The sequence below is a fragment of the Rhodococcus sp. NPDC003382 genome (assembly GCF_053589135.1).
In genome coordinates this window covers 129,669-153,457 of record NZ_JBSFRH010000005.1, presented here as the reverse complement: position 1 = coordinate 153,457, position 23,789 = coordinate 129,669, and the positions used below count along the sequence as shown (strand labels likewise).

The 23,789-nt window shown below is 69.5% G+C and carries 25 protein-coding genes; 12 read left to right on the top strand and 13 right to left on the bottom strand.

Annotated elements, in window-relative coordinates; genetic code table 11:
* Nucleotides 1-6: 6 nt before the first annotated feature.
* Nucleotides 7-1,209: a hypothetical protein gene (locus ACWDUD_RS05990; RefSeq protein ID WP_231611257.1), complete on the bottom strand. Its 1,203-nt coding sequence runs from the start codon at nt 1,207-1,209 to the stop codon at nt 7-9.
* 185 nt (nt 1,210-1,394) lie between these two features.
* Here ACWDUD_RS05990 and ACWDUD_RS05985 point away from each other — a divergent pair, with 185 nt between their 5' ends.
* Nucleotides 1,395-2,435, top strand: a complete 1,041-nt coding sequence (locus ACWDUD_RS05985; RefSeq protein ID WP_450108668.1) for an NAD(P)-dependent alcohol dehydrogenase — start codon at nt 1,395-1,397, stop codon at nt 2,433-2,435.
* Nucleotides 2,436-2,536: 101 nt separating this feature from the next.
* Here the strand turns inward: ACWDUD_RS05985 and ACWDUD_RS05980 are convergent, their stop codons facing one another.
* Genes ACWDUD_RS05980 through sdhC form a run of 4 tightly spaced genes read right to left on the bottom strand, consistent with a single transcriptional unit; the run spans nt 2,537 to nt 5,929 of the window.
* On the bottom strand, nt 2,537-3,313 hold the full coding sequence (locus ACWDUD_RS05980) for a succinate dehydrogenase iron-sulfur subunit (protein ID WP_197254990.1): 777 nt from the start codon (nt 3,311-3,313) through the stop codon (nt 2,537-2,539).
* Nucleotides 3,313-5,064, bottom strand: coding sequence for a succinate dehydrogenase flavoprotein subunit (sdhA, locus tag ACWDUD_RS05975; protein WP_197254988.1), 1,752 nt, complete (start codon nt 5,062-5,064; stop codon nt 3,313-3,315). Before sdhA ends, ACWDUD_RS05980 begins: the two co-directional genes overlap by 1 nt.
* A gap of 15 nt (nt 5,065-5,079) precedes the next feature.
* On the bottom strand, nt 5,080-5,520 hold the full coding sequence (locus tag ACWDUD_RS05970) for a succinate dehydrogenase hydrophobic membrane anchor subunit (RefSeq protein ID WP_248673205.1): 441 nt from the start codon (nt 5,518-5,520) through the stop codon (nt 5,080-5,082).
* A gap of 1 nt (nt 5,521) precedes the next feature.
* Nucleotides 5,522-5,929 carry a succinate dehydrogenase, cytochrome b556 subunit gene (gene sdhC / locus ACWDUD_RS05965; protein WP_282581764.1) on the bottom strand — a complete coding sequence of 136 codons (408 nt, stop codon included), beginning with the start codon at nt 5,927-5,929 and terminating at the stop codon, nt 5,522-5,524.
* A gap of 253 nt (nt 5,930-6,182) precedes the next feature.
* Here sdhC and ACWDUD_RS05960 point away from each other — a divergent pair, with 253 nt between their 5' ends.
* The 3 genes from ACWDUD_RS05960 to ACWDUD_RS05950 are packed head-to-tail and all read left to right on the top strand — an operon-like array spanning nt 6,183 to nt 9,002.
* Nucleotides 6,183-6,602 carry a cytidine deaminase gene (locus tag ACWDUD_RS05960; RefSeq protein WP_197254985.1) on the top strand — a complete coding sequence of 140 codons (420 nt, stop codon included), beginning with the start codon at nt 6,183-6,185 and terminating at the stop codon, nt 6,600-6,602.
* The gene (locus ACWDUD_RS05955; RefSeq protein ID WP_197254983.1) at nt 6,595-7,899 is read left to right on the top strand and encodes a thymidine phosphorylase; all 1,305 of its coding nucleotides are present in this window, start codon (nt 6,595-6,597) and stop codon (nt 7,897-7,899) included. Before ACWDUD_RS05960 ends, ACWDUD_RS05955 begins: the two co-directional genes overlap by 8 nt.
* Before the next feature lie 17 nt (nt 7,900-7,916).
* Nucleotides 7,917-9,002, top strand: coding sequence for an adenosine deaminase (locus ACWDUD_RS05950; protein ID WP_450108667.1), 1,086 nt, complete (start codon nt 7,917-7,919; stop codon nt 9,000-9,002).
* Nucleotides 9,003-9,063: 61 nt separating this feature from the next.
* Here ACWDUD_RS05950 and ACWDUD_RS05945 read toward each other — a convergent pair whose 3' ends face one another.
* The 5 genes from ACWDUD_RS05945 to ACWDUD_RS05925 are packed head-to-tail and all read right to left on the bottom strand — an operon-like array spanning nt 9,064 to nt 12,359.
* Nucleotides 9,064-10,302, bottom strand: a complete 1,239-nt coding sequence (locus ACWDUD_RS05945) for a primosomal protein (RefSeq protein WP_450108666.1) — start codon at nt 10,300-10,302, stop codon at nt 9,064-9,066.
* Nucleotides 10,303-10,361: 59 nt separating this feature from the next.
* The gene (locus ACWDUD_RS05940) at nt 10,362-10,661 is read right to left on the bottom strand and encodes a YbaB/EbfC family nucleoid-associated protein (RefSeq protein ID WP_450108665.1); all 300 of its coding nucleotides are present in this window, start codon (nt 10,659-10,661) and stop codon (nt 10,362-10,364) included.
* The gene (locus ACWDUD_RS05935) at nt 10,658-10,978 is read right to left on the bottom strand and encodes a hypothetical protein (protein ID WP_450108664.1); all 321 of its coding nucleotides are present in this window, start codon (nt 10,976-10,978) and stop codon (nt 10,658-10,660) included. The genes ACWDUD_RS05940 and ACWDUD_RS05935 overlap by 4 nt, the downstream gene beginning before the upstream one ends.
* A 38-nt stretch (nt 10,979-11,016) precedes the next feature.
* The gene (locus tag ACWDUD_RS05930) at nt 11,017-12,012 is read right to left on the bottom strand and encodes a C40 family peptidase (RefSeq protein WP_450108663.1); all 996 of its coding nucleotides are present in this window, start codon (nt 12,010-12,012) and stop codon (nt 11,017-11,019) included.
* Nucleotides 12,009-12,359, bottom strand: a complete 351-nt coding sequence (locus ACWDUD_RS05925; RefSeq protein WP_248673213.1) for a type VII secretion target — start codon at nt 12,357-12,359, stop codon at nt 12,009-12,011. The genes ACWDUD_RS05930 and ACWDUD_RS05925 overlap by 4 nt, the downstream gene beginning before the upstream one ends.
* 90 nt (nt 12,360-12,449) lie before the next feature.
* On the opposite strand from ACWDUD_RS05925, the gene upp reads away from it, so the two are divergent.
* Nucleotides 12,450-13,073 (top strand): uracil phosphoribosyltransferase, encoded by a 624-nt coding sequence (gene upp, locus ACWDUD_RS05920; protein ID WP_248673214.1) that lies wholly within the window; start codon nt 12,450-12,452, stop codon nt 13,071-13,073.
* A gap of 216 nt (nt 13,074-13,289) precedes the next feature.
* The gene (locus tag ACWDUD_RS05915) at nt 13,290-14,003 is read left to right on the top strand and encodes an MspA family porin (protein WP_450108694.1); all 714 of its coding nucleotides are present in this window, start codon (nt 13,290-13,292) and stop codon (nt 14,001-14,003) included.
* Between the two features lie 10 nt (nt 14,004-14,013).
* Here the strand turns inward: ACWDUD_RS05915 and ACWDUD_RS05910 are convergent, their stop codons facing one another.
* Nucleotides 14,014-15,504: a phospho-sugar mutase gene (locus ACWDUD_RS05910; protein WP_450108662.1), complete on the bottom strand. Its 1,491-nt coding sequence runs from the start codon at nt 15,502-15,504 to the stop codon at nt 14,014-14,016.
* Nucleotides 15,501-16,313, bottom strand: coding sequence for a purine-nucleoside phosphorylase (locus tag ACWDUD_RS05905; RefSeq protein WP_450108661.1), 813 nt, complete (start codon nt 16,311-16,313; stop codon nt 15,501-15,503). Before ACWDUD_RS05905 ends, ACWDUD_RS05910 begins: the two co-directional genes overlap by 4 nt.
* Before the next feature lie 66 nt (nt 16,314-16,379).
* Here ACWDUD_RS05905 and ACWDUD_RS05900 point away from each other — a divergent pair, with 66 nt between their 5' ends.
* From ACWDUD_RS05900 to ACWDUD_RS05875, 6 genes are all read left to right on the top strand, one after another.
* Nucleotides 16,380-17,078 carry an enoyl-CoA hydratase/isomerase family protein gene (locus tag ACWDUD_RS05900; protein ID WP_450108660.1) on the top strand — a complete coding sequence of 233 codons (699 nt, stop codon included), beginning with the start codon at nt 16,380-16,382 and terminating at the stop codon, nt 17,076-17,078.
* A 38-nt stretch (nt 17,079-17,116) separates the two neighbouring features.
* The gene (locus tag ACWDUD_RS05895) at nt 17,117-18,277 is read left to right on the top strand and encodes a M20 family metallopeptidase (protein WP_450108659.1); all 1,161 of its coding nucleotides are present in this window, start codon (nt 17,117-17,119) and stop codon (nt 18,275-18,277) included.
* On the top strand, nt 18,274-19,431 hold the full coding sequence (locus tag ACWDUD_RS05890; protein WP_450108658.1) for a M20 family metallopeptidase: 1,158 nt from the start codon (nt 18,274-18,276) through the stop codon (nt 19,429-19,431). The genes ACWDUD_RS05895 and ACWDUD_RS05890 overlap by 4 nt, the downstream gene beginning before the upstream one ends.
* A 75-nt stretch (nt 19,432-19,506) precedes the next feature.
* Nucleotides 19,507-20,544: an iron ABC transporter substrate-binding protein gene (locus ACWDUD_RS05885; RefSeq protein ID WP_450108657.1), complete on the top strand. Its 1,038-nt coding sequence runs from the start codon at nt 19,507-19,509 to the stop codon at nt 20,542-20,544.
* Nucleotides 20,545-20,648: 104 nt separating this feature from the next.
* Entirely contained in the window at nt 20,649-22,103 is a 1,455-nt protein-coding gene (locus ACWDUD_RS05880; RefSeq protein ID WP_450108693.1) for an ABC transporter permease, read from the top strand.
* Nucleotides 22,100-23,131: an ABC transporter ATP-binding protein gene (locus ACWDUD_RS05875; protein WP_450108656.1), complete on the top strand. Its 1,032-nt coding sequence runs from the start codon at nt 22,100-22,102 to the stop codon at nt 23,129-23,131. The genes ACWDUD_RS05880 and ACWDUD_RS05875 overlap by 4 nt, the downstream gene beginning before the upstream one ends.
* A gap of 30 nt (nt 23,132-23,161) precedes the next feature.
* Here ACWDUD_RS05875 and ACWDUD_RS05870 read toward each other — a convergent pair whose 3' ends face one another.
* A complete protein-coding gene (locus ACWDUD_RS05870) occupies nt 23,162-23,632 on the bottom strand; it encodes a gamma-glutamylcyclotransferase (RefSeq protein ID WP_197253847.1) in 471 nt (156 codons plus the stop codon).
* Between the last annotated feature and the right edge of the window lie 157 nt (nt 23,633-23,789).

Below are 23,789 nucleotides of genomic sequence, written 5' to 3'. Positions count from 1 at the left end.
GGCGGATCAGCCCGCCGCCTCGTCCTGGCACGCCTCGTAGCCTCCCGCGACGAAGGTCGTCGCGGAGCAGTACACGGCGGTCGGATAGTACGGTCCCATCACCGTCGCGGGGTCGGCTCCGGTCGCCTGGGACGCCTGGATGGACTGCGGGTAGAACGCCGGCGTCGGCAGCATGTAGCGCAGGAACAGCACCTTCTTCGGTACCGTCGTATCGCCCCACGGCAGCACCGTCACGGTCGGATCGGCGACCGAGGTGAGATCGGCGGGCGCGGCGACCGCGTAGGTGTAGTAGCCCGATTCGTCGAGCGCGGTCTCGAAGTCGGCCCCGCACGCCACCACCGGATAGGGCGAGACCCGATCGTTCTGGCACAGCGACCAATACCGCACCTGCTGATCCGGGTCGGTCGCCGGGACACCCGCGCGGGTGTCCGGGAACAGCGGCGCCTTCCCGCGGACGACCACGATCCTGCCCGGCTGGTAGGTCAGTGCCGTTCCGAGATACTTGTTGTCCCCGTTGGGAAACAGACCGGACGAGCTGGCCGGGTTCACGAACACCGTCTCCGGTGTGTCGCCGGGGAACGCGCCGCTCGCGGCACCGGCGATGACCTGATCGAAACCTGCCTGCGCGAGCTGCGAGACGGGTCCCGTGTAGGAGTTCGGGTCGAACGGCTGCTCGCACGGCTGCCGCGGAACGGTCGCCCCACCGACCCGCATCGTCGCCTCGGGCAGGGGCACACCGCCGCTGGGGGAGGCGGCGTCGTCGGGCACGTAGACGCGGATGATCAGGAAACCCACCGGGGTGCTCTGACCGGCCGGCAGAGCCTGAATCTCGTTGCGCGCGTGGTCGGCCGGGCCGGTGACGATGGTGGCGTGCCATTGGCGTTGCACAGGGGGGAGGGTCCGTGCCGACGCGTCCGTGAACGGATTGCTGCTGCCAGGGTCGGGGTCGATCTGGTTGTCGCGCAACGTATCCACGGTGTCGAAGTTCGTGCCGTAGGTGTTGAGCGAGAAGTACCGGGCGTACGGGTAGGTGCCGGACAGTTCGATCGAGTCGCCCGGCCCCAGCGCATAGGGCAGGACCCAGTAGGTGGCGTTCACGTCCGGAAACGCGACGTTCAGCACCGTCTCGTTCGACATGAACCGCCACGCGCACAGGGGAGTATCGGCGGTCGCGGCCGGAGGCAGGGCGACCGTGACGGCGGCGCACAGGAACGCGACGAGGGCAACGATCCGGGCGCAGGCAGATCGAGAGCGATTGTCGGACACGGGGACTCCGTTCGTCGCCTCCACGATAACCGCGGTTCGCCCAGAACGGACCGGGTTTCGGTGAACAAGATCATTCGATTCGGTTACATCGGCTGACGCGGTGGCGGATCGGCCGTACTGTCGGGTCCATGAAAGCCGTTCAGTACACCGAGATCGGTGCGGAGCCGGTCGTCGTCGAGATCCCCACACCGTCCCCCGGCCCGGGGGAGGTGCTGCTGAAGGTCACCGCCGCGGGTCTGTGCCACTCCGACATCTTCGTGATGGACCTGCCCGCGGACGGATACGTCTACGGGCTTCCGCTGACGCTGGGCCACGAGGGGGTCGGCACGGTCGCCGAACTCGGCGCGGGCGTCGACGGCGTCGCGGTCGGGGACACGGTCGCCGTGTACGGGCCGTGGGGCTGCGGTTCCTGTCACGCCTGCGCTCGTGGCCACGAGAACTACTGCACGCGCGCCGCCGACCTCGGGATCACCCCGCCGGGGCTCGGTTCTCCCGGTTCCATGGCCGAATACATGATCGTCGATTCGGCCCGGCACCTCGTGCCCATCGGTGATCTCGACCCGGTCGCGGCGGCTCCGCTGACCGACGCCGGTCTGACCCCGTACCACGCGATCAACCGGGTGCTGCCGCTGCTGGGCCCCGGATCCACCGCGGTGGTGGTCGGTGTGGGCGGGCTCGGTCACGTCGGGATCCAGATCCTGCGGGCGACCGGCGCGGCCCGGGTCGTTGCACTGGACGTCGACGACGACCGTCTCGAACTGGCCCGCACGGTGGGCGCCGACGTGGCGATCCGGTCCGATGCGAGTGCGGCCGCCGCGATCCGCGAACTGACCGGCGGGCAGGGCGCCACCGCGGTGTTCGACTTCGTCGGCGCGCAGTCGACGATCGACATGGCGCAGCAGGTCGTCGCGATCGACGGGCACATCTCGATCGTCGGAATCCACGCCGGCGCGCATGCGAAGGTCGGGTTCTTCCTCGTACCGTTCGGTGCCTCCGTCGTGACGCCGTACTGGGGGTCCCGCACCGAGCTGATGGAGGTGATCGCCCTCGCCCGCGCCGGCAGACTCGAGATCCACACCGAGACGTTCACTCTCGACGAGGGGCCCGAGGCGTACCGGCGGCTGCGGGAAGGCACCATCCTCGGCCGCGGTGTGGTCGTACCCGGCTGAGTCCGCCCGGCGGAACAGCGTCGCGGAAACGCAGAACGCGGGCCCGGCCCCCGAAGGGCCGGACCCGCGTTCCGTGTTGCAGTTCCCTGTGACAGGGAGGGTCAGCGAGCGAACAGCAGCGCGCGCTTGACCTCCTGGATCGCCTTCGTCACCTGGATGCCACGGGGGCACGCGTCGGTGCAGTTGAAGGTGGTGCGGCAGCGCCACACGCCGTCCTTGTCGTTGAGGATGTCGAGACGCTCGGCGGCACCCTCGTCACGCGAGTCGAAGATGAACCGATGCGCGTTGACGATCGCGGCGGGGCCGAAGTACGACCCGTCGCTCCAGTACACCGGGCACGACGTGGTGCAGCACGCGCACAGGATGCACTTGGTGGTGTCGTCGAAGCGGGCGCGGTCGGCCTGCGACTGGATCCGCTCGCGGGTCGGCTCGTTGCCCGTCGTGATGAGGAACGGCTTGACGGCACGGAACGCGTCGAAGAACGGCTCCATGTCGACGACCAGGTCCTTCTCGACCGGCAGGCCGCGGATCGGCTCGACGGTGATGGTCACCGGCTTGCCGTCCTTGGGCAGCATGTCCTTCATGAGGATCTTGCAGGCCAGGCGGTTGACACCGTTGATCCGCATCGCGTCGGAGCCACACACGCCGTGCGCGCAGCTGCGGCGGAAGGTGAGGGTTCCGTCGAGGTAGCCCTTCACGTACAGCAGCAGGTTGAGCATGCGGTCGCTGGGCAGCGCCGGCACCTGGAACGAATCCCAGTGCTGACCCTTGCCGTCCTCGGGGTTGAACCGGGCGATCTTGAGGGTGACCATGACGGCGCCCTCGGGAACCGGAGGCAGTTCCGCGGCGACGGCGTCGTTCTTCTCGAGAGTAGTCATCAGTACTTCCGCTCCATCGGCTCGTACCGGGTCTGGACCACCGGCTTGTAATCCAGGCGGATTTCGGAGATCAGATCCTGGCCCACCTTGTACGCCATGGTGTGCTTCATGTAGTTCGCGTCGTCACGATTCGGGTAGTCCTCGCGAGCGTGGCCGCCGCGCGATTCCTTCCGGTTGAGGGCGCCGACCACGGTGACCTCGGCCATCTCGAGCAGGAAGCCGAGCTCGACGGCCTCGAGTAGGTCGCTGTTGTAGCGCTTGCCCTTGTCGTGAACCGTGATGTTCTTGTAGCGCTTCTTCAGATCGTGGATGTCCTCGAGGGCCTTGGTGAGGGTCTCCTCGGTGCGGAACACCGACGCGTTGTTGTCCATCGACTGCTGCAGGTCGCGACGGATGTCGGCGACGCGCTCCTTGCCGCCCGCGTGGAGGATGCGGTCGAGCCACTCCTCGACGTAGGTCGCGGGGTTCTCGGGCAGCTCGACGAACTCGGTGCTGTTCGCGTACTCGGCGGCAGCGATGCCGGCGCGACGGCCGAACACGTTGATGTCGAGCAGCGAGTTGGTGCCGAGGCGGTTGGCGCCGTGCACGGACACGCAGGCGCACTCGCCGGCGGCGTACAGGCCCTTGACGATCTCGTCGTTGTTGCGCAGGACCTCGCCCTGGACGTTGGTGGGGATACCACCCATCACGTAGTGGCAGGTCGGGTACACCGGGACGAGCTCGGTGACCGGGTCGACGCCGAGGTAGGTGCGCGCGAACTCGGTGATGTCCGGGAGCTTCTCCTCGAGGACGTCCTCACCGAGGTGCGTGACGTCGATGTAGACGTAGTCCTTGTTCGGACCGGCACCGCGGCCTTCGAGCACCTCGAGCACCATCGACCGGGCGACGATGTCGCGAGGCGCGAGGTCCTTGATGGTGGGGGCGTAGCGCTCCATGAACCGCTCGCCGTCGGCGTTGCGGAGGATGCCGCCCTCACCGCGGACGGCCTCGGAGATGAGGATGCCGAGGCCCGCGAGTCCCGTCGGATGGAACTGGTGGAACTCCATGTCCTCGAGCGGCAGGCCCTTGCGGAAGATGATGCCCAGCCCGTCACCGGTGAGGGTGTGCGCGTTGGACGTCGTCTTGTACATGCGGCCCGAACCGCCGGTGGCGAACACGATCGACTTCGCGTGGAAGACGTGGATCTCGCCGGTGGCGAGCTCGTACGCGATGACACCGGTGGCGACGGGACCGTCCTCGGTCTCGGTCAGCGCGATGTCCAGGGCGTAGAACTCGTTGAAGAACTCGACGTCGTGCTTGACGCAGTTCTGGTACAGCGTCTGCAGGATCATGTGGCCGGTGCGGTCGGCGGCGTAGCACGCGCGACGGACCGGGGCCTTGCCGTGGTCACGGGTGTGACCACCGAAGCGGCGCTGGTCGATCTTGCCTTCGGGGGTGCGGTTGAAGGGGAGACCCATCTTCTCCAGGTCCAGCACCGCGTCGATGGCTTCCTTGGCCATGATCTCGACGGCGTCCTGGTCGGCGAGGTAGTCGCCGCCCTTGACGGTATCGAAGGTGTGCCATTCCCAGTTGTCTTCTTCGACGTTGGCCAGCGCGGCACACATGCCGCCCTGCGCGGCACCGGTGTGGCTGCGGGTCGGGTAGAGCTTGGTCAGAACCGCGGTGCGGGCGCGGGGGCCGGCCTCGATGGCCGCGCGCATACCGGCGCCGCCGGCACCGACGATGACCACGTCATAACGATGTTCCTGCATGAAGTCTTGGCTCCCCTAGCTCGCAACGATGTTGGGGTCGAATGTGAAGATCACGTAGGTGCCCAGGCCCATGATCAGGATCATCGACACTGCGAGGATCGTGTTGAGCCAGAAACGGGTCGAGTCCTTGCGCGAGTAGTCGGCGATGACGGTGCGCAGACCGTTGCCGCCGTGCAGCTGCGCGAGCCACAGCATCGACAGGTCCCAGAACTGCCAGAACGGGCTGGACCAGCGACCGGCGACGAACGCGAAGTTGATGCGGTGCACGCCCTCGTCGAGCATCAGCATGATGAACAGGTGGCCGAGCACGAGGATGATCAGTGCGAGGCCGGACAGGCGCATGAACAGCCAGGCGTAGAGCTCGAAGTTGTTCTTGGCCTGACGACGCGGCGAGCGCGGGTTGTCGAGGCCGGCCGGACGGTCGTAGGCCGTTCCGAGAGTCTTCGCTTCACTCATGTCAGTGCCCCGCAAACATGTTGTAGAAGATGCGTCCGGCCGCGGGGATCATCACCACGAACCAGATCGCCAGGATCGTCCAGAGCATCACGCGCTGGTACTGCGGTCCCTTCGACCAGAAGTCGACGAGCATGACACGCAGGCCGTTGAGCGCGTGGTAGAGAACCATCGCCACGAGCGCCAGCTCCATCAGGCCGACGATCGGGTTCTTGTAGGTTTCGATGACACTGTCGTAGGTCTCGGGGTTGACCCGGACGAGTGCCGTGTCCAGAACGTGGACGAAAAGGAAGAAGAACGTGGCCACGCCTGTGATCCGGTGCAGAACCCAGGACCACATTCCGGGATCTCCCCGGTAAAGCGACCGTGTGCGCCCCGCCGGTGCGGGGGCGGCTTCAGTCGTGCTGCTCATCGAGTGCTGTGCCTCCAACGTCAATGGTGGACGCGTCGAGCCGCTGTAGCCTGTGGGGGATTCCGCAGTACGGGCCCGACGAGAACCTGAACCGACTTGTTCAGACTCTAAACCCATCGGAATCGTGGGAACTAATCTCCTTCGCGATTCGTACCGGCCCGAAATGCTAAGTTAGGTTTGCCTTTCCAACTGTGATCTGGTGCGGTGGGGGCCACCGAACGTCGTCTTCGCCACCGTGACAGGATGGTCAACCATGGTGGACGTGGAGTGGGAAACGTTGCGCGCCAAGGCACATGAAGCGATGGGGCGTGCGTACGCGCCGTACTCGCGGTTCCCGGTGGGGGCTGCCGCTCTCACCGCCGACGGCGCGGTTGTGAGTGGGTGCAATGTGGAAAATGTCTCACATGGGGTGGGACTTTGTGCCGAATGCGTACTCGTCGGTAACTTCGTTTCCGGTGGTGGCGGACGGTTGCGAGCGATCTCGGTCTGCGACGCCCGCGGCGCCGTTCTGATGCCCTGCGGGCGCTGCCGCCAGCTCCTCATCGAGCACGGCGGACCCGACCTGCTCGTCGACACGTCCCGAGGGCCGCGGCCCATGTCCGAGCTGCTGCCCGACGCGTTCGGGCCCGATGATCTTGCGGCCGTGCATCCGACGGGAGGCGATCGTGCCTGACATCGTCTCCGTGATCCGGCACAAGCGCGACGGTCTGGAACTGACCGGCGCCGAGATCGACTGGGTGATCAGAGCGTTCACCCACGACATCGTCGCCGACGAACAGATGGCGGCTCTCGCGATGGCCATCTGGTTCCGCGGCATGACCCGCGCCGAGACCGCCCGCTGGACGACCGCGATGATCGACTCCGGACGGCGTCTCGACTTCACCGGGTTGGGCCTGCCCACCGTCGACAAGCACTCCACCGGCGGTGTCGGCGACAAGATCACGCTGCCGCTCGCACCGCTCGTCGCGGCGTGCGGGGCTGCGGTGCCGCAGTTGTCCGGACGCGGACTCGGATACGCCGGCGGCACCCTCGACAAACTCGAATCGATTCCCGGCTGGCGCGCCGACCTCGACACCGTCGAGATGGCCGAGCTCCTCACCGATCCGGCGATCGGCGCGGTCGTGTGCGCACCCACCGAGGACCTGGCCCCGGCCGACCGCAAGCTCTATGCGCTGCGCGACGTCACCGGCACCGTCGAATCGATCCCGCTCATCGCCAGTTCGATCATGAGCAAGAAGATCGCCGAAGGAGCGGGCGCGCTCGTTCTCGACGTCAAGGTCGGCTCCGGCGCCTACATGACCGAGCTGGGCGAGGCACGCGAACTCGCGCGCACGATGGTCGAGCTCGGCAGCGACGAAGGCCTGCCCACCGTCGCGTTGATCACCCGCATGGACACCCCGCTCGGGCGCACGGCGGGGAATGCGCTCGAGGTACGCGAGGCTGTCGAGGTTCTCGCCGGTGGCGGACCGCCCGACGTCGTGGAGCTGACCCTGGCGCTGGCGCGGGAGATGCTCGCTCTCGCCGGGATCGACGGCGTCGACCCCGCCGAGCGGCTGAAGGACGGCTCGGCGATGGACCGATGGCGCGCGATGATCGCCGCGCAGGGAGGCGACCCGGACGCTGCGTTGCCCACCGCCGCGTACACCGAGACCCTGCGTGCGGACTCCGACGGCATCCTCACCGGACTCGACGCCATGGCGGTCGGGGTCGCGGCGTGGCGGCTCGGCGCAGGTCGTGAACGGCAGGGGCAGGCCGTGCAGGCCGGCGCCGGTGTCGAGCTGCACGCGAAACCGGGCGAGGCGGTGCGCGCCGGGCAGGTCCTCGCGACCCTGCACACCGATACCCCGGAGAAGATCCCGGCCGCGCTCACCACGCTGCAGGGCGGGGTCCGGATCTCCGCCGAGGCGTCCGACGGAGGGGCACCCGCGGTGCCCGCGCGACCGCTCGTCGTGGAGCGGATCTCCGGGTAGCCGACTACCGTCGGGGCATGAACGAGCTGACTGCCCCGCAGGTGCGTACGGCACCGAAGGTTCTGCTCCACGACCACCTCGACGGTGGCCTGCGACCGGCGACGATTCTGGACCTCGCCGACGCATGCGGCCACACCCTGCCTGCCGATTCCGAGACCGAGTTGGCCGGATGGTTCCGGCGGTCGGCGGACAGCGGTTCGCTGGTGCGGTACCTCGAGACATTCGAGCACACGGTCGCCGTCATGCAGACTGCCGAGGGGCTCGAACGGGTCGCCCGCGAGTGCGTCGAGGATCTTGCCGCCGACGGCGTCGTCTACGCGGAGGTTCGGTTCGCGCCGGAACAGCACCTCGAGTCCGGCCTGACGCTCGACGAGGTCGTCGAACACGTCCTCGAGGGGTTCCGGTCGGGGGAGTCCGCGGTCGCGGCGGCGGGCGGCCGGATCCACGTGGGATGTCTGCTCACCGCAATGCGGCACGCGGCGCGGTCGCGTGAAATCGCCGAACTGGCAGTGCGTTTCCGCGACCGGGGGGTCGCCGGGTTCGACATCGCCGGCGCCGAGGCCGGATATCCGCCCAGCCGGCACCTCGACGCCTTCGAGTACATGCGAGCGTCCAACGCGCACTTCACGATTCACGCGGGCGAAGCGTTCGGGCTCCCGTCGATCCACGAGGCCGTCGCGTTCTGCGGCACCGACCGGCTCGGTCACGGGGTGCGGATCGTCGACGACATCACCGTCGCCGAGGACGGCACCGCGTCGCTCGGTCTGTTGGCGAATTACGTGCGGGACAAGAGGATTCCGCTCGAGCTCTGCCCCAGCTCCAATGTCCAGACCGGCGCGGTGGCCGCGCTCGAGGACCATCCGTTCGATCTGCTCGCGAGGCTGCGGTTCCGCGTCACCGTCAACACCGACAACCGGCTGATGAGCGACACCACGATGACGAACGAGATGATGCGCCTGGTCGAGACGTTCGGCTACGGCTGGGTCGACCTCGAACGATTCACCATCAACGCCATGAAATCGGCGTTCCTGCCATTCGATAAGCGGCTCGAGCTGATCGACGACGTCATCAAGCCCGGCTACGCGGTGTTGATCAGCGCGTAGCGCCCGGTGTGCCTTTGTGGCGGTGGGAGCCGCCACAAAGGCACACCGGCGGCGGAGCCGCCTAGTGCTTGCGGAGCCGTGCCTCGAACTCGCGCTCGAGTTCGCGCCACGCCGCGACCTCGGCGTCGAACGGCGCGCTCGGGGCCAGGCGGCTCGTATCGGGCTCGAGCACGTAGTTGACGAACCAGCCCAGCTCGGTGGAACCGGCGAGCGCGGCGTCGGTGGAGTCGTCGCGGGCGTAGTTCGCGGCATCGGTGAACAACTCGACCGCGAGTTCCAGCTGGTCCGGGTCCACCGCGTCGACGCCCTGCGCGATGTCGTCGGCGATGCCGGTGAGCACGTACACGTTGTCGTCGCTCACCTCGATCTCGAGCGAACCGTCGGTCGCTGCGAGGCGGATCTCGTCGTACGTGCTCACCGCCGCGAGATCGTGGTCGTGACGGTCGGCCAGGTAGCGGGCGAGCGCACGCTCGGAACCGAATACCGAGATCAGGCCGTCTTTGCCGAGGAACAGCGCGTCGTCGTCCAGGTAGCACCGCAGGGTGAACCACGTGCCTTCGCTCGTGATGATCTTGATCGGGTCGATGCCGACCTCGCCCCAGAAGTCGTCGACGAGTTCCTCGTCCTCGTCTTCGTCCACGAACTCGTATTCCTCGTCGTCTTCGCCCTCGACGGTGTCGTCGGCCTCGACGACGTTCTCCTCCGCAGCGACGAGTTCGGACTCGATCTCCGCGACGATCGCGGCGTCGACGTCGGGGGTCGTGACGACGGCGTCGATCGCGTCGATGACGTCGTCCCAGTCCTCGGCGACCGCGGTGCCGACCTGGTTCCACAGGTCGTCGCCGTCGGCACCGTCGAACGCGCTCGCGCCGTGCTGCAGCAGTGTCGCGATCTCGGGCCGGTCGACGAACTTCGTCACCGCCTCGAGATCGCACACCTCACCCAGGCTGCGGACGACGTCGAAGGTGTCCTGGAGCTGGGCGACGATCTCCGGGTCGACATCCTCGGCGACGAGCTCGGGCACCCCGACGATGTCGAACCGATAGGCGTCGTCGGGCTCGAACTCGACGGCCGCGAGCTTCGCGACGACCGGCCAGGTGGGGTGCTCGACGAGATCGTTGTCGGTGTCGGAGCGGACGAACGCGACCAGTTCGGCGACCCCGGGGAACCCGTACAGATCGTCCCCGCGGCCGAGGAACGCCTGCCATTCCTCGCCGTCCTCGCGCCACCGGGGCACCCACAGGGTGACGAGGTTGTCGTCGGTGAGACCGAGCTCGATCGGGACGATGTCTCCAGCCATGGCGGGAAGCCTAGCCACCTCGCGCCCGAAGACATAGCCGGGAGTCGACGAGACCGTCATCACCGGAACGAGTCGCGAAGATCCGAGAGCAACCGGTCGCGTTTCCCGGCTGCGATCCGCGCCGCCTCGTGCGCGGTCGCGAGGATCGCCGCGGACAATTCGGCGGCATCGAGCCGGCACGCCGACTCCTCCAGATGCAGTGCGATCATGCCGCCTCCACCGTCCACGCGTACCCACACCCGGCCGTCCGCGCTCGTCGCTTCCGCCGTCACCTCGCCGAGCCCGGCCATCACGTCCTCGAGCATGCCCAGCCTTTCCCGAGCCCGTTCGACGATCTCGTCGACACGGTGCCCGCTCACACCGACCTCAGCCAGGACGTGGGTTGCCGCTGCTCGTCGTCGGCCTGCTGGACGCGCGCCACCTCGTCCCGGGTGGGCAGGCCCATCCGGTCCAGCAGGGCGTCCGGCATGCCCTGGGCAGCGAGCTCGCCGCGGCGCAGCGCCGCGGCCTCGAGGGTCGCGCGGCGGCTGAGCGCGAGGATCTGCCCGGCCAGGTGCCCGGCCCCGTGGCGCAGTTCGCGGGGATCGATGTGCAGCTCGACCGGCACCCCCTGGTCGGTCGTGCGCACCGAGACGGTGCCCGCCGCATTGGCGGCGGTTGCTGTCGTGATGTTCATATCCGGTTGGACGCACCCGGTCGCCGGCCGGTTCCCTCTCAGCCGGTGGGCCGGTAGAACCCTTCGAAGGCCATGCCGCTGTTGCCGGTGCGGATCGGGGTGACGGCGACGGGATCGCCCGCTTCCACCATGAGGCCGTTGCCGATCACCATCGCGACGTGCCCGTCCCAGACGGCCAGGTCGCCGGGCAGGACCGAGTCCGGAGCGACCGGCATCCCGATGTCCTGCTGCTGGGCCAGCCGGGGAAGCTCGACACCGGCCTGGCCGTAGGCCCACTGGGTCAGCCCGCTGCAGTCGAGTCCCTGTCCCGGGGTGGTTCCGCCCCACACGTACGGGGTGCCCTGCTGGGACAGCGCATGACGCACCGCCGCGGCGGCCGTGGCGTTGGGTGCGGTGGCGACGCTGCCGTCGGGCAGGCGCACCGCGCAGTCCGACGCGGAGCCCGGCCCGACGCCCCTGTCGTCGTAGAACGCGCGGCTGTCGCCGGAACCGGGATCGGTTTCGGACGGTCCCGCTCCCGTGAGGGCCGGCGTCTCCGGCAGCAGGGCGGTGAGCCGGTCGGTGTGCTGTGCCAGTTCGGACGTGACCCGGGCGAGTACGTCGAGGCCTGCCGCGAGATGTTCGAGTGCGGCAGCGAGCATCAGCAGCTGGCCTTGGGGCAGCGCGAGCGCGGGTTCGAGGCTGCGGGCGACCGAACCGAACGAGTCGACGATGCGGGCGATCTCGACGGCGCCGCCGAGGACCGTCGCGGTGCCGTCCACCGCGATCGCGGCGATCTCCATGCCGCGGTCGGCGGCGGCGAGGGTGTCGGCGAGTACCTGCTCGGCGCTGCGGACCGCGGTGTCCGCCGCGGTACCGGTCCAGTCCCACACCAGTTCGGTGAGCGCGGCGCGGCCGATGGCGTGTACGTCCTCCGCAATTGCGGTCCCGGCTCGCAACGCCGCCGCCGGATCGATCGCGGGTGCGGTGCCGGAGCCGAATGCGGTGAGCAGATCCGCCAGCGGAGCCGCGAGCAGATCGGCCCCGATGGTCATCGTCGCGCTCCCGCCTCGGGCGTGCCTGCGGACTGCAGACCCGTGGACCACTCGGCCTCGCGGTTCTCGTAGCCCGCTGCGGTCGCTGCGGCGACCACGGACATGCCGTCGAGTGCGGTCACGAGGCGGGACACGTGCTCTTCGTGCGCGCGATGCGCCGTGACCAGGGCCGCGACGAATCCCGTTCCGATCGGGCCGAGCCCGGTGTCCAGTTGTTCGGGGGCGGCGCCCCGGATCTCGTCGACCGCGCCACGCATTCGTTCTGCCAGGTCTCCCGCCGTACCGCCGAACGCTGCGATGGTCTCCGGGCGTACCTGCACACCGTCCTGCCGAAACTCGCCTCTCACGCCTCACGCCCCTCGATGTCGGATCGAATCGCTCTCGACGGGTTCGACGCATTCGGGCGGCGGCCGGTTCCACCGTTCTATCCTTCGGGCATGGATCCGCTCGTCGTCGATCATCCGCTCGCTGCCTCGCTCCTCACGATCCTGCGCGATGAGCGCAGCGACAACGCCGCCTTCCGGCATGCACTGAGCCGGCTCACCCAGATGCTCGTGTACGAGGCGGTCAGGGACGCGCCGATCGAGCAGTTCGAGGTGCGCACGCCGATCACGACGACCACGGGGGTGCGGCTGAAGCAACCGCCACTTCTGGTCCCGGTTCTGCGGGCCGGTCTGGGCATGGTCGATCAGGCGCACGCGCTGATCCCGCAGGCACAGGTCGGTTTCGTCGGGCTGGCGCGCGACGAGAAGACGTTCGAGCCGGTGCCCTATCTCGAGTCCCTCCCCGCCGATCTGTCCAGGCTGCCGGTGTTCGTGCTGGATCCGATGCTGGCGACCGGTGGATCGATGGTGCACACGATCGAGCTCCTGGTGTCCCGCGGCGCGACCGACATCACCGCGGTGTGCGTGGTGGCGGCGCCGCAGGGTGTCGAGGCGCTCGCGGCGTGCGGGCATCCGGTGCGGTTGGTGACCGCGACGATCGACGAAGGCCTGAACGAGAACAAGTACATCGTTCCGGGCCTCGGCGACGCGGGCGACCGTCAATTCGGGCCGCGATAACGGCCATCGCCTACTCTGCGAAACACGCAGCCGAATCGTGACATCGATGCCCGTTTTGGTGCTTATGGTGCACATGGGGCTGCTGAGACGCGGTTCAGGCGCTGATCCGTTACCAACTCTTCACGATCTTCCTCACGAAATCGCTTGCGGCTCATTACTCTGAGGCGTGCATCACGATCGCTTCACTGTCATCTGTTCGTGAAATGGGGAAACGCGATGGTCCGCAATTCCGTAACGAAATCCCGCCGGCGATTCCGGGCAGCAGCACTGGGGGTGGCTGCCGCCGCGTTCGTGGCGATGGTCAACCCGGGCGCCGCAGGAGCCGCAGTCGACAACGCCCGGTCGATGCCGCTCGACGGCGGCGCCACGATCGAAGTCCTGCAGGCGGACACGTCGATTCAGTCCGTCCCGCCGCTCGACAGCTCACCGTTGAGCGTCGAGTTCTTCAACGACGGTGTCGCCGCCGTCCGGATCACCGGTCCTGGTGCCGACGCGTTCCAGGACACCAAGCTCACCTTGGGCTACCAGATCGGCTATCCGGTCGCGCTGCCCGGCGCGATCGTCCACATCTTCACCCCGAGCCTCAACTGGGGGGTCGGCAACAGCGCCGACTTCGGCATCGATCTCGGATTCGACAACGATGGCGGTGCGGCTCTCGGCCTGGGCCTGGGCCTGGGCACCAGCGCCGAACTCGGGGGCACGATCATTCCCGAGCAGGAGATCGAGGTCGAACTCGAACCGGGCGGCATCACCGAGGTGCCGATCGTCGAGAATCTCGAATTCGACGGCAGCGGCGTCACCGTCCGCATCGCGGGTGTGCACGGTTCCGTGTCCGGGGCGATCGGCCCGGTCACCGTCCGGCCGTTCGCGAAGGCGACCACCTCGAAGGGTGACACCGTCGTCACCTACGGTGTGCCGCAGCGGGTCTGACGACCCAGGCTCAATCGGCCATCCCGGAAGCCCACACGCGCAGCGCCGCCAGCTTGTTGGTGGCGCTGCCGTGGTTTCCGTCCACCGCGACCGCCTGCAGGTAGCACTTGAGTTTCGGTTCGGTGCCGGACGGCCGGACGACGACGCGGACCGACGCGCCCTCGAACACGAGCGCGTCGGTCCGCAGTCGTGTCTCCGCCCGGGCGAGATCGGTCACGGTGACCGCCTCACCCGCGAGTTCGTCCGGCGGCGTGGCCCGCAACGAGGCCATGAGCCGGTCGATCCGCGTGAGGTCGGCGACCCGGATCGAGACCTGATCGGTCAGGTGCACGCCGAACTCGTCGTACAGATCGTCGAGCGCGTCGAGCAGCGTGCGACCCCCCGCCTTCAGGTCCGCCACATAATCCGCGACCACGACCGCCGTCGCGATGCCGTCCTTGTCGCGCACCGCATCCGGGTCGACGCAGTGACCGATCGCCTCCTCGTACGCGTAGACCAGCCCCTCCCCGGCGCGGGCCAGCCACTTGAAGCCGGTGAGGGTCTGCGCGAAGCGGGCGCCGCGCGCGGCGGCGACCTTCCCCAGCAGCGTGGACGACACGATCGTGGTCGCCACCAGCGCTCCCGGGTGAGCTCCCGCGAGGATGTGATCGCCGAGCAGCACGCCGGTCTCGTCGCCGCGCAGCATCCGCCAGCCCTCGACGGCGGGCCGTCGCGAGTCGCTGCCCGCCGGCACCCCCACCGCGCAGCGGTCGGCGTCCGGATCGAGCGCAAGTGCGACGTCTGCGCCGACCTCCTCTGCGAGCGCGAGCAGCGCGTCGGTGGCACCGGGTTCCTCGGGGTTCGGGAACGCCACGGTGGGGAACGCCGGGTCCGGCGCGGACTGGGACGCGACGACGTGCACGTCGGTGAATCCGGCCTGCCGCAACGCCGCGACCGCGGTCTCGCCGCCGACGCCGTGCAGCGCGGTGAGTGCGATCCGCACGTTCCGGTGCGGCGACCGCGGCAGTGTCGCGACCCGCGCGAGGTATCTCTCGACGAGGTCGCCGCCCGAGGGTTTCACGGGCGTACGAGGCACCGCACCGCCGACCGCGTCGATCGCCGCTTCGATCTCGCGGTCCGCGGGGGAGACCAGCTGGGCACCGCCGGTGACGTACACCTTGTAGCCGTTGTCGGCGGCGGGATTGTGCGACGCGGTGATCTGCACCCCGGCGACGGCACCGAGCGCGCGCACCGCGTACGCGGTGACCGGCGTCGGCAGCGGGCGGGGGAGCGCGACCACGTCGAATCCTGCCGCGGCGAGCACCTCCGTTGCCGCGGTGAAGAATTCGGCGGATCCCGTGCGGGCGTCGCGGCCGACGACGACGGTGCCGCCGCCGTGCCCCTGCGCGTCGAGCCAGGCCGCGAGCCCGGCGGTCGTGCGCTCGACGACCGGCACGTTCATGCAGTCCGGGCCGTCGCCGACCGGTCCCCGCAATCCCGCGGTCCCGAAGCGCAGGCTCACAGCCGGGCCGCCAGTTCGCGCAGCAGATCGCCCATGCGGCGGGCCGCGGCCTGCCCGGCGGCCAGGACCTCGGCGTGGTCGAGGTGCTCACCGGTGACGCCGGCGGCCGCGTTGGTCACGAGCGAGATGCCGAGCACGCGTGCTCCCGCGGCGCGCGCGGCGATCGTCTCGTGCACCGTGGACATGCCGACGAGGTCGGCGCCGAGGGTGCGCAGCATCCGGATCTCGGCCGGTGTCTCGTAGTGCGGGCCGGGCAGACCCGCGTACACGCCCTCCGCGAGCGAGGGATCGATCTCGCGGGCGAGGCTGCGCAGGTCGGCGGAGTAGGCGTCGACGAGATCGACGAACTGGGCGCCGACCAGCGGCGACCGGCCGGTGAGATTGAGGTGGTCGGAGATGAGCACGGGTTCGCCGACCTTCAGGTCCGGGCGGATGCCACCGGCGGCGTTGGTGAGAATCACGGTGCGGGCGCCGGCCGCGACGGCGGTGCGCACAGGATGCACGACGCGGCTGAGGTCGTGGCCCTCGTAGGCGTGGATGCGCCCGGCCAGCAACAGCACCGGGGTCCGTCCGACGGTCACCGAATGGACGGTTCCGGGATGACCGGCCGCGGTCGGCGGGGTGAAGCCGGGCAGGTCGTTCATGGGTACGTCCGCGACGGTCGGCCCGAACCGTTCGACGGCGGCGCGCCAGCCCGAGCCGAGCACCACGGCGACCGGGTGGGCGGCCACCCCGGTGCGCTCGGCGAGGACGGCGGCGGCCCGTCCGGCTTCGGCGGGGGGATCGAGGATGGCGTCGGCTGCTCCCATGGCGCATGACCCTAGTGCCAACCTGCTTGTTACTCGCGAGTAGCTATTGGGTCTATCCTCGTGTCCATGCCTTATCTCGAACGTGACGGCGACGTCTTCGTCCTGTACCTCGGCGACCGGGACCGGGAGGTCGACGAGAACCGCTTCCATCCCGACCGGCTGGCCGAGATCGGCGCGCTGCTCGACGAGGTGGAGGCGCACGACGGTCCCGCCGCGCTCGTGACCGCCGCGACCGGAAAATTCTGGAGCAACGGCCTCGACACCGACTGGATCTTCGGGAATCTGCCCGACCTGCCCGGCTATCTCGACACCGTGCACGCGCTGTACGTGCGGATGCTGACCTTCCCCGCCGCGACCGTCGCCGCGATCCAGGGCCATGCGTTCGGCGCCGGCGCGATGCTCGCCCTCACCCACGACTTCGCGGTGATGCGCGCCGACCGCGGCTTCTGGTGCCTGCCCGAGGTGCAGCTCGGTATGCCGTTCACCGTCGGCATGTCCGCGCTGCTGCGCACCCGGCTGACCCCCGCCACCGCGGTCGAGGCCGTCACCACGAGCCGCCGTTACGGAGGCTCCGACGCGCTGGCCGCCGGGATCGTCGCCCAGGCCGTCGACGGGGACGCGGTCCTGGCCGCGGCGGTCGAGCGGGCGGCGGGACTGACCTCGACCCGCAGCGCGAACCTCGGCGTCGTCAAACGGGGCCTGCACGCGCCCCTCGTCGCCGCACTCGAGACGAAGACCGACGAGTCGAACTTCCGCTTCGGCTGACCGTTGGACCGGGCGGTCGGCATGACAGACTGGACGATGTGACGACCGAAGCGGACAGGGTGATCGAGGCGGCGTCCGACGAGCTCATCGCCCTCTCGCATTCGATCCACGCGGAACCGGAACTCGCGTTCGACGAGCACCGCAGTGCCGCAAAGGTCGTCGAGGTCCTGCGCGCCGCGGGATTCGAGATCCGCACGGGGATCGCCGATCTCCCGACCGCGTTCGACGCCCGTTTCGGCAGCGGCGAACTCGTCGTCGGGATCTGCGCCGAGTACGACGCGCTGCCCGGAATCGGTCACGCCTGCGGGCACAACATCATCGCCGCCGCTGCCGTCGGTGCCGGTCTCGGTCTCGCGTCCGTCGCCGATGCCCTGGGAGTCACCGTGCGGGTCATCGGAACCCCCGCCGAGGAGACCGGCGGGGGCAAGGTGCTCATGCTCGAGCGCGGCGTGTTCGACGACGTCGCCGCGGCGATGATGGTGCATCCGGGCCCCTTCGACATCACCGGTGCGACCTCCCTCGCGCTGGCGGACATCGCCGTCAGCTACGAAGGACGCGAGGCGCACGCGTCGGCGGCACCCGAGTACGGACGCAACGCCGCCGACGCCGCGACCGTCGCCCAGGTCGCGATCGGGTTGCTGCGTCAGCACCTCCTGCCGGGCCAGCAGATCCACGGCATCGTCAGCGACGGCGGCACGGCCCCGAACATCGTGCCCGCGCACACCGAGCTGCTGTACTACCTGCGCGCGACGACCGCGGAGTCGCTCGCCGACCTGTCCGAACGGGCCGGGAACTGCTTCGCGGCAGGGGCGCTCGCCGCCGGCTGCACCCACCGGATCCGGACGGTGTCACCCACCTACACCGAACTCACTCCCGACCCGTGGCTCGTACAGGCATATCGTGAGGTGATCATCGGCATGGGACGGGCGCCGCTGCCCGTCGAAGAGGAAGGATCGCGCCCGCTGGGCAGCACGGACATGGGAAACGTGACGAATGTTGTGCCGGGTATCCATCCGGTCATCGGACTCGATTCGGGTGGTGCGGTCACGCACCAGGCTGCTTTCGCGGCGGCGTGTATCACCGAGTCCGCGGATCGGGCGGTGCTCGACGGAGCCCGGGCGCTCGCGGCGACCGCGGCCCGCGTCGCGTCCGATGCCGGTCAGCGTGATCGCCTCCTCGAAGGGGTCGCGCGCCGATGAACCCCTATGTCGAGAAGTGGCTCGGTGACCACACCCAGGACCTCACCGCATGGCGTCGCCACATCCATGCGAACCCCGAACTGGCCCGCCAGGAGTACGCGACGACCGAGTTCGTCGCGGGGCACCTGTCCGCGGCCGGGCTCCAACCGAAGGTGCTGCCTCGCGGGACCGGCGTGATCTGCGATCTCGGGCCCACCACGGGACCGCGTATCGCCTTGCGCGCCGACATGGACGCCCTTCCGATGCAGGAGCTGACCGGACTGCCGTTCGCGTCCTCGGTCCCCGGTGTTTCGCACGCGTGCGGTCACGACGCCCACACCGCCGTCCTGCTCGGCACCGGACTCGCACTGGCCGAGGTCCCCGAGCTGCCCGTCGGCGTCCGGCTGGTGTTCCAGCCCGCCGAGGAGGTCATGCCGGGCGGTGCCCTGGACGTCGTCGCGGCCGGCGGTCTCGACGGGGTGTCCCGGATCTTCGCGCTGCACTGCGATCCGCGCCTCGAAGCGGGGAAGGTCGGGATGCGGGTCGGTGCGATCACCTCCGCCGCCGACACCGTCGAACTGGTGCTGGATTCGCCCGGTGGCCACACTTCGCGTCCGCACCTGACCGGCGATCTGGTCTACGGGCTCGGCACCGTCATCACCGGACTGCCCGGCATGCTCAGCCGCCGTATCGATCCCCGGACCGGCACCGTCATGGTCTGGGGTGCGGTCAGCGCGGGCAAGGCGCCGAACGCGATTCCGCGGACCGGGATGCTCGCCGGCACCGTGCGTACCGGCGACCACGAGACGTGGGAACTGCTCGAACCCATGGTGCGCGAAGTCGTCCACGGTCTGCTCGCACCGACCGGGGTCAGCTACGAGCTGGACTATCGCCGGGGTGTGCCCCCGGTCGTCAACGACGAGGTCTCGGCGCGCATGTTCGAGGCCGCGATCCGGGCCACCGACCCGGACGCCCTGGCCGACACGCCGCAATCCGGTGGCGGCGAGGACTTCTCGTGGTACCTCGAGCAGATCCCCGGGGCGATGGGCCGGCTCGGTGTGGGATTCGGGACCGGACCGGCGCTCGACATCCATCAGCCCACGTTCGACCTCGACGAGCGGGCGCTGCCGGTGGGAGTGCGGGTGATGACCAACCTCGTGCTCGGCGCAGGGTGAAACGGCCGGATGAGCTTAGCCTGACCTGAACCTGTAGGTTTCCTGTGAGTGACAGCTCACAACAGGAGGTCCGGGATGCACGTTCGACGCAGACTTGCCGCAGCCTTGACGGCCGGCGCGCTGGTGTCCGTACTCGCCGCCTGCGGCAGCGACAGCGCGTCCGACGAGTCCGGGGAGGACAGCGGCGCGCTGACGTTGTACTCGGGCCGCAGCGAGAACCTGGTCGCACCGCTCATCGATCGGCTCGAGGACACGCTCGGGTTCCCGATCGAGGTCGTCTACGGCGGCACCCCGGAGATCACCGGCAAACTCATCGAGGAGGGCGATTCCTCACCCGCCGACGTCGTGTTCAGTCAGGACGCCGGTGCACTCGGTCTCCTCGATCAGGCGGGGATGCTCGAGGTGCTGCCCGCCTCGGTGACCGATCCGGTCCCGCCCTACTACCGGGCCGAGGACGGCACCTGGGTCGCGACCTCCGCCCGGGCCCGCGTGCTCGTCTACAACGACGAGAAGGTGCAGCCGCAGGATCTGCCCACCGGAATCGACGATCTGCTCGACCCGAAGTGGAAGGGGCAGATCGGTTTCGCTCCGACGAACGCGTCGTTCCAGTCCTTCGTGACGGGCCTGCGCGTGTCGCGCGGCGAGGACGGTGCCCGGCAGTGGCTCGAGGCGTTCAAGGCGAACGAGCCCGTCGCGTTCGAAGGCAACGGCCCGCTCATGGAGGGCGTCGACAGCGGCCAGGTGAGCCTCGGGCTGACCAACCACTACTACTGGTACGGGCTGGCCGAGGAGAAGGGCGCCGAGAACCTCGCCGTTCAGGTCCACTACTTCCGTCCCGGCGACCCGGGAGCACTCGTGAACATCGCCGGCGCCGGTGTCCTGGCGACCACCGATCAGCCGGAACAGGCCCAGCAGTTCGTCGCGGCGCTGCTCTCGCCCGAGTCGCAGACCTACTTCGCGGACGAGACGTCCGAGTACCCGATCGTGCTCGGTGTCGAGACGAAGGACGAACTCCGTCCGATCACCGAGATCGGCACCTCGGACATCGAACTCGCCGAACTCGCGTCGGTCGAGCAGACCCAGTCGCTGCTGCAGGATCTGGGCTTCATCTGATCACGCTCACCGCTCCGCTCCGCACCCGGCGCGGCCGGCCGGTACTGGCCCTGGCCGCGCTGGGTGTGGCCGTGTTCGCGCTTGCTCCGGTCGTCCACCTGGTGATGCGGGCCTTCGCCGACGGCCCGGACCGGGTGTGGTCGCTGATCTTTCGTCAGCGCACCCTCGACCTGATCTGGCGCAGCGGCGTTCTCGCGCTGACGGTCACCGTCGCATGCCTCGTCGTCGGGCTCGCTGCCGCGTGGCTCACTACCCGCACCGACCTGTCCGGCCGCCGGTGGTTCGCGCTCGCTCTCAGTGTGCCGCTGGCGATCCCGTCGTACGTGTCGGGCTTCGTGTGGATCGCCCAGTTCCCCGCGCTCGAGGGATTCGTCGGCGCCGCGCTCGTACTGACCTGCGCGTCCTTCCCCTACGTGTACCTGCCGGTGGCGGCGGCCCTCGCGTCGATCGATCCGGGACTGGAGGAGGTCGCCCGCACCCTGGGCCGATCCCGCCTCCGCACCACGGTGACGGTGACGCTGCGGCAGGTGTGGCCCACCGCCGCCGCCGGTGGGCTGCTCGTCGCGCTGTACACGCTCAGCGACTTCGGGGCGGTCGCGCTCATGCGTTACGAGGCGTTCACCCTTGCGATCTACGGCAGCTACCGCGGTCTGCTCGATCGCACCCCGGCCGCTGTGTTCGGCCTGATCCTGGTGGCGCTCGCCGTGATCCTCACCGTCGCCGAACGCGGGGTGCGGCGCGGCGCGACCGCCCGCGTCGGCTCCGGGGCGGCCCGCACTCCGGGGCGGGTGCTGCTCGGGACCGGACGGTTGCCGGCGATCGGGTTCCTCGTCGCGGCCCTCGCCGTCTCCGTGGGAGTCCCGGTGGCCGGGCTGGCCCGGTGGCTGTGGAGATCGCAGCAGGCGTCGGTCGACTGGTCCGCCATCTGGACCGCGACCACCTACACCCTGTGGGTCGCCGCGCTCGGTGCGTTGCTGACCACCGCGCTGGCCCTGCCGGTCGGCGTGTTCGCGGCCCGCTCGACGTCGCCGCTGGCCCGGTTCACCGAGAGCGCCGCCTACGTCGGCTTCGCGCTGCCCGGCATCACCGTCGGCCTGGCACTCGTGTTCTTCGGCATCCGGCTGCTGCCGCAGTGGTACCAGCACACCCCGATGCTGCTCGTGGCCTACGCCGTGCTGTTCCTGCCCCTCGCCGTGGGATCCATCCATGCCGCGGTCGCCGCGATCCCGCCCGGCCTCGAGGACGCGTCGGCGACGCTCGGCAGCGGCCGGTTCCTCACGGGTCTGCGCGTGACGATTCCGCTCGCCGCACCGGGGGTCGTCGCCGGATGCGCGCTGGCGTTCCTCACCATCGCGAAGGAACTGCCCGCGACGCTGCTGCTCGTCCCGATCGGGCACGAGACCCTGGCCACCGGCATGTGGAAGCACACCGAAACGCTCGAATACGGTTCGGCAGCGCCGTATGCGGTGATCCTCGTGCTCATCGCGGCGCTGCCGTCGCTGATCCTGGGCCGGCTGCTGCGCGGTCGTGTCGATGCCGAAAGTGGTGGTGAGGAGTGAACGGACTGACCGTCGACGCGGTGTGTGCCCGGTACGGGCGCGCCGAGGTCGTCACCGACGTGTCCGTCGAGGTTCCGCGGGGCGACCTGCTCGCCGTGCTCGGCCCGTCGGGTGGTGGCAAGACCACGTTGTTGCGGGTGATCGCGGGCCTGCATCCGGCGAGTGCCGGCCGGGTCGTCGCGGACGGCAGGTCCGTGACGGACCTGCCCCCGGAGCGCCGCGGGGTGGGCCTGGTCCCGCAGGAGGGTGCGCTGTTCCCGCACCTCGACGTCGCCCGGAACATCGGCTACGGCCTGACCCGACCCACCTGGGACTCGCGGGTCCGGCAGCGGGCCGCGCGGGGCCGGCGCGTCGAGGAACTCCTCGAGCTGATCGGGCTGGCGGGCATGGGCCGGCGGAAGCCCGGCCAGTTGTCCGGCGGCCAGCAGCAGCGGGTCGCGCTGGCCCGGGCGCTCGCACCGCGACCGGCGGTGGTGCTGCTCGACGAGCCGTTCAGCGCGCTCGACGCGGGCCTGCGGTCCAGCCTGCGCGCCGACGTGCGTGTCCTGCTGCGGGAACAGCAGGTCGCGTCGGTGCTGGTGACACACGATCAGGCCGAGGCCCTCGCGATCGCGGACCGGGTCGCGATCATGCTCGACGGCCGGTTCGCCCAGGTCGGGACGCCGGAGGAGGTGTACCGGACGCCCGTGTCCGTCGCGGTCGGGGAGTTCGTGGGTGAGGCGATCGTGCTCGACGCCGAGGCGGACGGCGACCATGCCCACACGCCGGTCGGAAAGGTGCAGCTCACCGCGCCGGGACGTGGCACCGGCCGGATTCTGGTGCGACCCGAGCAGATCGCCGTCGAAGCGGCGGTGGGGGAGTCGTCGTTCACGGTCCGCGACATGGCCTTCGGTGGTGCGCACAGCGAGGTGCGGGTCGACGGACCCGGCATCACGATCCGCTCACTGCGCGGCGACGTCGACGACCTGCGCCCTGGGGACGCGGTGTCGGTCCGGGTGTGTCTGCCGGTCCCGTTCTACGCGGACTGACGGACCCCGGGCCCGACGGAACCTCGGCCCTCAGAACGCGTCGGGCCGGCCGGGTCCGACGTTGCGGCTGTTGCGGGTCCGCAGGTCCATCACGTAGTCGGAGGGGGCGCCCGCGATCTCCGCGGCATCGGCCATGACCCCGAGGTAGCGGGCGGACGGCAGGCCGCCCTCGTACGCGTCCACGACGTACAGCCACGCGAGAACCGGCCCGTCGGCGGTGTCCACACGCACCCGGATCTTGCGGTGGACGCCCAGTTCGGAGCCCTCCCAGCGGTCCAGGCTGCGCTCGTCCTCGTCCGGCACGTCGTAGAGCACCACGAAGACCTTCGAGTCCTCGTCCTCGACGACGGTCGCGAGGGCGCCCTCCCACCCGAGGTCTGCGCCGCTGAACGTCAACCGCCAGCCGTGCAACCACCCGGTACCGGCCATCGGCGAGTGCGGGCAGCGCTGCAACATCTGCTCCGGATGCATGTTGGACCCGTAGGCGGCGTAGATCGGCACGTGCCTAAGGCTAATCGGTCACCGCCCGACGCAGGATTCGGGGCACTTGTCGCCGAGTCCGCGCGTCCGTATGCGCTGCCCGCGCCCGGTGGCATAGCGTTTATGAGGGCGAAGCGGTGACCCTGCACGCCCGGAAACCGGCCCGAGGACCATCTCG